The organism is Micromonospora sp. NPDC002717, from assembly GCF_040295705.1.
Lineage (GTDB): Bacteria > Actinomycetota > Actinomycetes > Mycobacteriales > Micromonosporaceae > Micromonospora.
This window is the reverse complement of the sequence record NZ_JBEOVW010000032.1, coordinates 22,246-32,018: the sequence shown is the minus strand read 5'-3', so window position 1 is coordinate 32,018 and position 9,773 is coordinate 22,246. Positions and strand designations below refer to the sequence as shown.

4 protein-coding genes are annotated in these 9,773 nt (G+C 73.5%); all 4 read left to right on the top strand.

What is annotated here, in order from left to right; genetic code table 11:
- Window position 1: 1 nt before the first annotated feature.
- Genes ABT006_RS30085 through ABT006_RS30070 form a run of 4 tightly spaced genes read left to right on the top strand, consistent with a single transcriptional unit; the run spans window position 2 to window position 9,766 of the window.
- Complete coding sequence (locus ABT006_RS30085; protein ID WP_350711850.1) at window positions 2-955, top strand: TauD/TfdA family dioxygenase; 954 nt, start codon at window positions 2-4, stop codon at window positions 953-955.
- A complete protein-coding gene (locus ABT006_RS30080; RefSeq protein WP_350711849.1) occupies window positions 955-1,143 on the top strand; it encodes an MbtH family protein in 189 nt (62 codons plus the stop codon). The genes ABT006_RS30085 and ABT006_RS30080 overlap by 1 nt, the downstream gene beginning before the upstream one ends.
- Window positions 1,140-4,259 carry a non-ribosomal peptide synthetase gene (locus tag ABT006_RS30075; protein WP_350711848.1) on the top strand — a complete coding sequence of 1,040 codons (3,120 nt, stop codon included), beginning with the start codon at window positions 1,140-1,142 and terminating at the stop codon, window positions 4,257-4,259. The genes ABT006_RS30080 and ABT006_RS30075 overlap by 4 nt, the downstream gene beginning before the upstream one ends.
- Window positions 4,259-9,766: a non-ribosomal peptide synthetase/MFS transporter gene (locus ABT006_RS30070; protein ID WP_350711847.1), complete on the top strand. Its 5,508-nt coding sequence runs from the start codon at window positions 4,259-4,261 to the stop codon at window positions 9,764-9,766. The genes ABT006_RS30075 and ABT006_RS30070 overlap by 1 nt, the downstream gene beginning before the upstream one ends.
- The last annotated feature ends 7 nt before the right edge of the window (window positions 9,767-9,773 follow it).

Sequence of the window (9,773 nt, the reverse complement as noted above, 5' to 3'; positions counted from 1 at the left end):
AATGAGCGACACGATCGCCACGCTGCCGGTGGTCGTCGAGAACGACGGCCGGGAGCTGACCGAGCTGATCGCCGCCCGCCGCGCGGAACTGCGCGCGAGCCTCGTGGAGCACGGCGGGCTGCTGTTCCGCGGGTTCGACGTCGGCGGCGTCGAGGGTTTCGACCGGGTGGTGCGGGCGCTGTCCGGCGAGCCGCTGGTCTACACCGAACGCTCGTCGCCCCGGCACGCCATCGCCGGCCGCGTCTACACCTCGACCGACTACCCGCCGGACGAGGAGATCTTCCTGCACAACGAGAACTCGTACCAGGCCCGCTGGCCGCTGACCCTGTTCTTCTACTGCATCACCCCGCCGCTGACGCAGGGCGCGACCCCGCTCGCCGACGTGCGCCGGGTGTACGCGGAGATCGACCCGGCGGTCCGCGAGGAGTTCGTCCGCCGCCGCTGGATGCTGGTGCGCAACTTCCACGGCGATTTCGGCACCCCCTGGCAGCACGTGTTCAACACCGACGACCGCGCCGAGGTCGAGGCGTACGCGGCGGCGAACCGGATCGAGCTGGAGTGGCAGGGCTCGGACGGGCTGCGCACCCGGGCGGTGCGGGACGTCGTGCACCACCGGCCCGGCTCGGACACCCCCCGCTGGTTCAACCACGCCACGTTCTTCCACGTCAGCACGCTGCCCAAGGACTACCAGGAGGGGCTGCTGGCGATGTTCGGCCCCGAGGGGCTGCCGTCGAACACCTACTACGGCGACGGCGGCGAGATTCCCGCCGACGTGATGGACCACCTGCGGGCCGCGTACCGGGCGGCCAGCGTCCGCTTCGACTACCAGCGCGACGACGTGCTGGTGGTGGACAACATGACCGCCGCGCACGGGCGGGAGCCGTTCACCGGTCCCCGCAAGATCGCCGTCGCGATGGCCGAACCGCACACCCCCGAGAGCGCTGGAGAGAAGTGATGGCCGAAACCCGATTCCTGGTCGTCCGTAACGACGAGGAGCAGTACTCGATCTGGTCGGCCGACCGCGACCTCCCGGCGGGCTGGCACGAGGCCGGCTTCGCCGGCACCCGCGAGGAGTGCCTCGCGCACATCGACACCGTCTGGACGGACATGCGCCCGCGTTCCGTGCGGGAGGCCACCTCATGAGCACCGCGAAGGAGTGGACCTTCCCGGCCTCCTACGCCCAGGAGCGGGTGTGGATGGCCAACCAGCTCGACACCGACTCGCCCGTCTACAACGTCTCCAACCCGTGGCGCTTCCCGGCGGGGATCACCCCGGAGCAGGCCAACGACGTGTTCGGCCAGATCGTCGCCCGGCACGAGTCCCTGCGCACCCATCTGCGGTCCGACGACGGCATCCTCACCCAGGTGGTCCGCGCCGCCGAGCCGGTCGCGCTGCCGGTCGACGACCTGCGCGGCCTCGCCGGGCCGGAGCGCGACAAGAGGGTGACGGAGCTGCTGAGCGGGCTGGCCCGCACGCCGATCCCGCTGGACGCGCCGCCGCCCTGGCGCGCCCGGCTGGTCCGCCTCGCCGACGACGAGGTGGCGCTGCTGTTCGTGGCGCACCACGCGGTCTTCGACAGCCACTCGGCGGTGGTGTTCACCGACGAGCTGGCCGCGTTCAGCCGGGCCGCGCTGACCGGCGCGCCCGCCGACGTGCCCGAGCTGCCCATCCAGTACGCCGACTTCGCCGTCTGGCAGCGCGACCAGCTCACCGGCGCGGAACTGGACCGGCAACTCGCCTTCTGGCGCGGCCATCTGGCGGGCGCGCCGCCGGTGACCGCCCTGCCGCTGGACCGGCCCCGACCGGCGCAGCTCGGCTTCGCCGGTGACGAGGTGCGCTTCGACCTGCCCGAGGGCCTGCTCGACCGGGTCGGTCAGGTCGCCGCCGGCTCCGCCGCCACCCCGTACATGGTGCTGCTCGCCGCGTTCACCGCGCTGCTGTCCCGGATCTCCGGCGACGACGACGTGGTGGTGGGCGTCTCCACCGCCGGCCGGGACACCGCCGAGCTGGCCCCGCTGATCGGCATGTTCGTCAACCCGGTCGCGCTGCGCTGCGACCTGACCGGCGACCCCACCTTCGCCGAGCTGCTCGGCCGGGTGCGCGGCGGGCTGGTCGACGCGATGGAGCACGGCTCGACCCCGTTCCAGAAGATCGTCGAGACGGTCGCGTCGCAGCGGGACCCCTCGGTGCAGCCGATCTTCCAGACCGCGCTGAACTACATCCCGGACTCGGGGCTCGACCCGGTGCCGCTGGGCACCACCAAGGACGACCTAGCGTTCGACATCACCGCCGCCGACAGCCGGCTGGTCTACCGCACCGCGCTGTTCGACCGGGCCACCGCCGAGGCGGTCGTCGCCCGGTACGTCCGGCTGCTCGCCGCGGCCGTCGCCGACCCGACGCTGCGGATCTCCGCCCTGCCGCTGCTCGACGACGCCGAGCGGGAGCTGGTGCTGTCGGGCTGGAACGACACCGCCCGCGAGGTGCCGGCGGCCACCCTGGTCGCCGAGTTCGAGCGGCAGGCGGCGGCCACCCCGACCGCCACCGCCCTGGTCCGCGACGGCGTCTCGCTGACGTACGCCGAGCTGAACGCCGCCGCGAACCGCCTGGCGCGCACCCTGGTGGCGCGGGGTGCCGGACCGGAGGCCCGGGTCGCGCTGGCCCTGCCCCGCTCCGTGGAGCTGGTGGTGGCGATCCTCGCGGTGCTCAAGTCCGGCGCCGCGTACGTGCCGGTGGACACCGGCTACCCGGCCGGGCGGATCGCCTACCTGCTGGCCGACTCCGAGCCGGCGCTGGTGCTCGCCACGCCCGAGACCGCCGGGCTGGTGCCCGCCGGCGCGCTGGTGCTCGACGGCCCGGTCGACGGCGACGACGCCGACCTGACCGACGCCGACCGCCTCGCCCCGCTGCGCCCCGGGCACCCGGCGTACGTGCTCTACACCTCCGGCTCCACCGGCCGGCCGAAGGGCGTGGTGGTGGAGCACCGGGCGGTCGCGGCCTACCTGACCTGGGCCCGGGACACCTACCCGGGGCTGGCCGGCACGGCGCTGCTGCACTCGCCGGTGTCGTTCGACCTGACCGTCACCGGCCTGCTCGGCCCGCTCACCGCCGGCGGCACCGTCCGGCTCGCCGCCATCGACGAGGCTTCGGCCCGCGTCGGCGACCGGCCGGCGTTCCTCAAGGTCACGCCCAGCCACCTGCCGCTGCTCGACGCCGAGCTGTCGCCGACGGCCGACCTGGTCATCGGCGGCGAGGCGCTGACCGCGGAGCAGCTCGCCGACTGGCGGGCCGCCCACCCGGGCGTCGCCGTGATCAACGAGTACGGCCCGACCGAGGCGACCGTCGGCTGCGTGGCCGCCCGCGTCGCGCCGGGCGAGGAGTTGCCCGCCGGGGCGGTGTCGATCGGCCGGCCCACCTGGAACACCCGGGTGTACCTGCTCGACGCCGCGCTGAACCCGGTCCCGCCGGGCGTGGCCGGCGAGCTGTACGTCGCCGGTGACCAGCTTGCCCGGGGCTACCTGCGCCGGCCCGGCCTCACCGCCGAGCGCTTCCTGCCGTGCCCGTACGGGCCGCCGGGGCAGCGGATGTACCGCACCGGCGACCTGGCCCGCTGGCGGGCCGACGGCACGCTGGACTACCTCGGCCGCCGCGACAACCAGGTCAAGATCCGTGGCATGCGGATCGAGCTGGGCGAGATCGAGTCGGCCCTGCTGGCCCGGCCGGACGTCCGCGAGGCGGCCGTGGTGGTGCGCACCGACTCCGGCGAGCCGACCCTGGTCGGTTACGTCGTCGGCGCGGCCGACGAGGCGGCGCTCGCGGCCGACCTGGCCCGGGAGCTGCCGGCGCACCTGGTGCCGGCGGCGTTCGTCCGCCTCGACGCGCTGCCGCTGACGCCGAACGGCAAGCTGGACGCCGCGGCGCTGCCCGCCCCGGCCACCGCCCCGGCCGCCGACGCGTTCGTCGCCCCGCGCACCGACGCCGAGGCGCTGGTCGCCGAGGTGTACGCCGACATCCTCCAGGTGGACAAGGTCGGCGCGCTGGACGACTTCTTCGCCCTGGGCGGCAACTCGCTGCGCGGCATGCGGGCGATGGCCCGGATCCGGGCCGAGGTGGACGTGGACCTGCCGATGCGGGCGCTGTTCAGCACCCCGGTGGTGGCCGACCTGGCCGCCCAGATCGAGCAGCGGATCGCCGCCGAACTCGACGAGCTCTCCGAAACCGAGGTCGCCGCGCTGCTCGCGGCGGAAGAGGACACTCCCTGATGACCGACCTGAAGGATCCGGCCCGGGACGCGGCCCGGCAGGCGCTCATCGCGCAGCGCCTGCGTAAACGGCAGGCCGCCAAGCCCACCGCCCGGATCACCCCGCGTCCGCCGGACGCCGAGGTGCCGCTGTCGTACGCCCAGGAGCGGGTCTGGTTCATGGACCAGCTCGCTCCGGGCGAGGCGGCCTACCACATCGCGGTGCCGCTGCGCGTGCGCGGGCCGCTCGACGTCGCGGCGCTGCGCGCCGCGCTGGACGGGCTGACCCGGCGGCACGAGTCGCTGCGCACCCGGTTCCCGGCCGACGCCGACGGGCGGCCCACCGTGGTGGTCGCGGACTCCGTCGAGGTGCCGCTGACCATCGTGGACGCCCCCGACGAGGCCGCCGCGCAGGCGCTGGTGGACGCCGCCGCCGCCGAACCGTTCGACCTGGCCGAGGGCCCGCTGCTGCGCGCCCTGCTGATCCGGCTGGCCGACGAGGACCACGTGCTGTTCCTCGGCAAGCACCACATCGTCGGCGACGGCTGGTCGGTCGACGTGCTGCTGCGCGACCTGATCACCCTCTACCGCGGCGGGGAGCTGCCCGCCATGCCGATCCAGTACGGCGACTTCGCCCACTGGGAGGCCCAGGAGCTGGACGGGCCGCAGGCCCGTGGACACCTCGACTACTGGAATCAGCGGCTGGCCGGCATCACCCCGCTGGAACTCCCGCTGGACCTGCCCCGCCCGGCCACCCAGACCTACGCCGGCGACTTCGTCGAGTTCCGGCTGGACCGGGCCGCCGCCGACGGGCTGAACGCGCTCACCCGCTCCTACGGCGGCACCCTGTTCATGACGCTGCTCGCGGCGTACCAGGTGCTGCTGGCCCGGCACGCCGGGCAGGACGACTTCGCCGTCGGGGCGTCCGTGGCGGGGCGCTCCGCGCCGGAGCTGGAGAACGTGGTCGGCATGTTCATCAACATGCTGCCGCTGCGGGCCGAGCTGGCCGGCGACCCCACCTTCGCCGAGCTGCTGGACCGCACCCGGCGTGCCGTGCTCGACGGGCTGGAGCACGGCGAGGTACCGTTCGCCAAGGTGGTGCACGAGCTGGGCCTGCCCCGCGACGTCAGCCGCTCCCCGGTGTTCCAGGCGATGTTCGTGCTCCAGAACTACGAGATCGGCCGGTTCAACGAGGTCTCCGACGCCAGCGACGTCACGTTCGACTGGACGCCGATGGAGCTGCGCGCCACCCGGTTCGACTTCGAGTTCCACGCGGTGGAGGTCCTCGACGGGCTCTACGGCAAGCTGGTCTTCAACACCGACCTGTTCACCCGCGACACGGTGGAGCGGATGGCGCGGCGGCTCAGCACCCTGCTGCGCGCGGTGGTGGCCGCCCCCGACACCCCGATCTCCGCGCTGGACCTGCTCCCCGCCGACGAGCGGGACCTGCTCGCGGGATGGAACGACACCGCCGCCGACTTCCCCGAGGCGCAGACGCTGCACGGGCCGATCGAGGAGCGGGCCACCCGCACCCCCGACGCGGTGGCCGTCACCTTCGAGGGCCGCAGTGTCACGTACGCCGAGCTGAACGCCGCCGCCAACCGGGTCGCGCACCGGCTGCGCGCCGCCGGCGTGGGCCCGGAGAGCCTGGTCGGGGTCTGCGCGGAACGCTCGGTGGAACTGGTCGCCGGGCTGCTCGGCGTGCTCAAGGCCGGCGGGGCCTACCTCCCGCTGGACCCGGAGTACCCGGCCGACCGGCTGGCCTTCATGGTCACCGACGCGGCCGCGCCGGTGGTGCTGGTCCAGGAGCACCTGCGCGACGTGCTGCCCGACACCGGCGCCACGGTCCTCGCCCTCGACGACGAGCAGGTGTGGGCCGACCAGCCGGCGGACGACCCCGCGCCGGTCGCCGGCCCCGGGCACCTGGCGTACGTCATCTACACCTCCGGCTCCACGGGACGCCCGAAGGGGGTGCCGAACACCCACCGGGGCATCGTCAACCGGCTCGACTGGATGCAGAAGACCTACGGGCTCGGCGCCGACGACGCGGTGCTGCAGAAGACCCCGGCCAGCTTCGACGTGTCGGTGTGGGAGTTCTTCTGGCCGCTGCGCGAGGGCGCCCGGCTGGTGCTCGCCAAGCCCGGCGGGCACAAGGACGCCGGCTACCTGCGCGACCTGCTGGTCGCCGAGCGGGTCACCACCGCGCACTTCGTGCCGTCGATGCTGACCGTCTTCCTCGCCGAGGACGGCGTCGAGGCGGCGACGGCGCTGCGCCGGGTGATCTGCTCGGGCGAGGAGCTGCCGCTGGCCTCGGCGGTCGACTTCACCGCCCGGCTGCCGTGGTGCGGGCTGCACAACCTGTACGGCCCGACCGAGGCGGCCATCGACGTCAGCTCCTGGCACTGCGACCCGGCACTGCTGGCCGGGCTGACCAGCGTGCCGATCGGCGGGCCGATCGCGAACCTGCGGCTGCACGTGCTCGACGAGCGCGGCGAGGAGTGCCCGGTCGGGGTGGCCGGCGAACTGCACATCGGCGGGGTCGGGCTGGCCCGCGGCTATCACCGCCGGCCGGCGCTGACCGCCGAGCGGTTCGTGCCGGACCCGTTCTCCGCGGAGCCCGGGGCGCGGCTGTACCGCACGGGCGACCTCGCCCGCTGGCGCACCGCCCCGGGCGGCACGGGCGGCGTCATCGAGTTCCTCGGCCGCATCGACCACCAGGTCAAGCTGCGCGGCCTGCGGATCGAACTGGGCGAGATCGAGAGCGCGCTGCGCGAGCAGCCGGGCGTGGCCGAGGCGGCGGTGATCGTCCGCGAGGACAGCCCCGGCGACAAGCGGCTGACCGCGTACGTGGTCGGCGGGGCGGAGCACGCCGCGCTGAAGTCGGCGCTGAAGGAGACGCTGCCCGAGTACATGGTGCCGAGCGCGTTCGTCACCCTCGACGCGCTGCCGCTGTCGCCGAACGGCAAGCTCGACCGCCGGGCGCTGCCCGCGCCGGTGGTCACCCGCGAGGCGTCCGTGGCGCTGGTGGAGCCGCGCGACGACACCGAGCGGCTGCTGGCCGGGATCTGGTCGGAGGTGCTCGGCGTCGACACGCTCGGCATCGACGACGACTTCTTCGACCTCGGCGGGCACTCGATGCTCGCCACCCAGGTCGTGGCGAAGATCCGCAAGGCGGAACACGGCGGCCGGCCGGTCGGCGTGATGGACCTGTTCCAGCAGCGGACCATCCGCGAGCTGGCGGCCTTCATGTCCGGCAGCGCCGAGGCCGACGGGCCGCGCCGGTTGCTCTACGAGCTGACCAAGCCGATCCCGGCGGCCAAGCGCGTGCTGTCGTACGTCTGCGTCCCCTACGGCGGCGGCAGCGCGATCGTCTACCAGCCGCTCGCCGACGCGCTGCCGGCCGGGCACGCGCTGTGGTCCCTCGCCATCCCCGGCCACGACGTGGGCCTCAGCGAGGACGGCCTGCCCTTCGACGAGCTGACCAGCCGGGTCGCCGAGGAGATCCTGGAACGCGTCGAGGGGCCGATCGTCCTGTACGGCCACTGTGGCGTCGGCAGCGCGATCGTCGCCGAGGTGGCCCGCAAGGTCGAGGCGGCCGGGCGAGACCTGGAGGCGCTCTACATCGGGGCGATGTTCCCGTTCGCCCGCCCGAAGGGCGCGTTCGCCACCCTGCGCAACCGGCTGGAGCAGCTGCGCAGCAACCGGCACTACGCGAGCTGGCTCAAGTCGATGGGCGTCGACACGGACGAGCTGGACCCGGAGCAGGCGGACCGGATCATCAGCAACATGCGGGCCGACTCCCGGGCCTCGGAGGAGTACTTCACCGGCCTGCTGGACCGGCAGGCGGCCAAGCTGCGCGTGCCGATCATCTCGGTGGTCGGCTCGGAGGACCCGGTCACCGACTACCACACCGAGCGGTACGCGGAGTGGCAGTTCCTCAGCGACACCCTCGGCCTGGTGGTGCTCGACCAGGCCGGGCACTTCTTCCTGAAGTACCGGGCCGAGGAACTGGCCGAGATCGTCACCCGGGTCCACCCGGCGGTCGTGGCCGGGGACGTCTCGGCCCTCACCCCGGCCGCCCGGGACGAGGACGCCGGCTGGGTGGTCGCCGACCACCAGCGTGTCGGCGTCGAGGACCGGCCGGCGAAGGCGGTGGTCAGGCCGTCCATGGCCAGGTTCGTGGCGGTCACCGCAGGGCAGCTGGTCTCCACCACCGGGTCGGCGCTGACCGCGTTCGCCCTGCCGATCTGGCTGTTCACGCAGACCGGCTCGGTGGCCAACCTCGGGCTGCTCTGGGCGCTCGCCCTGATCTGCGGCGTGCTGATGCTGCCGATCGCCGGGGCGATCACCGACCGGGTCAGCCGCCGGAAGATCATGATGATCGCCAGCAGCAGCGCCGGCTCGATCCAGCTGGTGCTGGCCGCGCTGCTCTGGACCGACAACCTCCAGCTGTGGAACATCTACCTGCTGGTGGCGCTGAGCCAGGTCGCCGGGTCGTTCCAACGCATCGCGTTCCAGTCGGCGGTGCCGCAGCTCGTGCCGAAGCGATACCTCGGCCACGCGATGGGCATCACCCAGCTCACCAACGGCTTCGCCATGCTGCTGATGCCGGTCTTCGCCGCCGGCCTGCTGGCCGCCATCGAGCTCAAGGGCATCCTGCTCATCGACGTGGCGAGCTACGTGGTGGCGGTGCTGACCCTGGCCGTGGTCCGCTTCCCCGACCTGCTCGGGTGGCGGCCCAAGGAGCGGCTGCTGGTGGCCATCGCCAACGGCATGCGCTACTCCTGGCAGCACCGGGGCTTCCGGCTGATGCTCGGCTACTTCGCGCTGGGCAACATCTTCCTGGCGCCCGCCCTGGTGCTCACCACGCCGCTGGTGCTCTCCTTCGGCACCCCGACGCAGGTGGCGCAGGTGGCCCTCGCCGAGGCGCTCGGCGCGGTCGCCGGCGGCGTGCTCATGTCGCTCTGGGGCGGCCCCCGGCACCGGCGCATGATCGGCGTGCTGATCGGCAACCTCGGCACGGCCGTCGGCTGCATGCTGATCGGCCTGGACGCCTCGGTGGCGATGATCTGCGTCGGCGCGTTCTGGCTGGCGATGGCGATGACCACGGCGCAGTCGATCTACGCCACCATCGTCCAGGTGAAGGTGCCGCAGCGCTTCCACGGCCGGGTGTTCAGCCTGAACCAGACCATCTCCTGGTCGACCCTGCCGATCGGGTTCGCGCTGATCGCCCCCGGCGCGACCGCCCTGTTCGAGCCGATGCTCGCCCCGGGCGGGTCGCTCGCCGGGTCGGTGGGCGCGGTGATCGGCACCGGTCCAGGCCGTGGCATCGGCTTCGCGTACGTCTGCTTCGGCGTCGCGCTGGTGCTGATCACCCTCGGCGGCTTCGCGATCCGGCTGCTGCGCCGGTTCGACATCGAGGTGGAGGACTCGCTGCCCGACGACCTGATCGGCGCGCAGGAGCGGGAGAAGCGGCTCGCCGCCCGTGCCGCCGAGCGCGCGGAGGAGAAGGTGCCGGTAGGGGTGTGAGACGCGG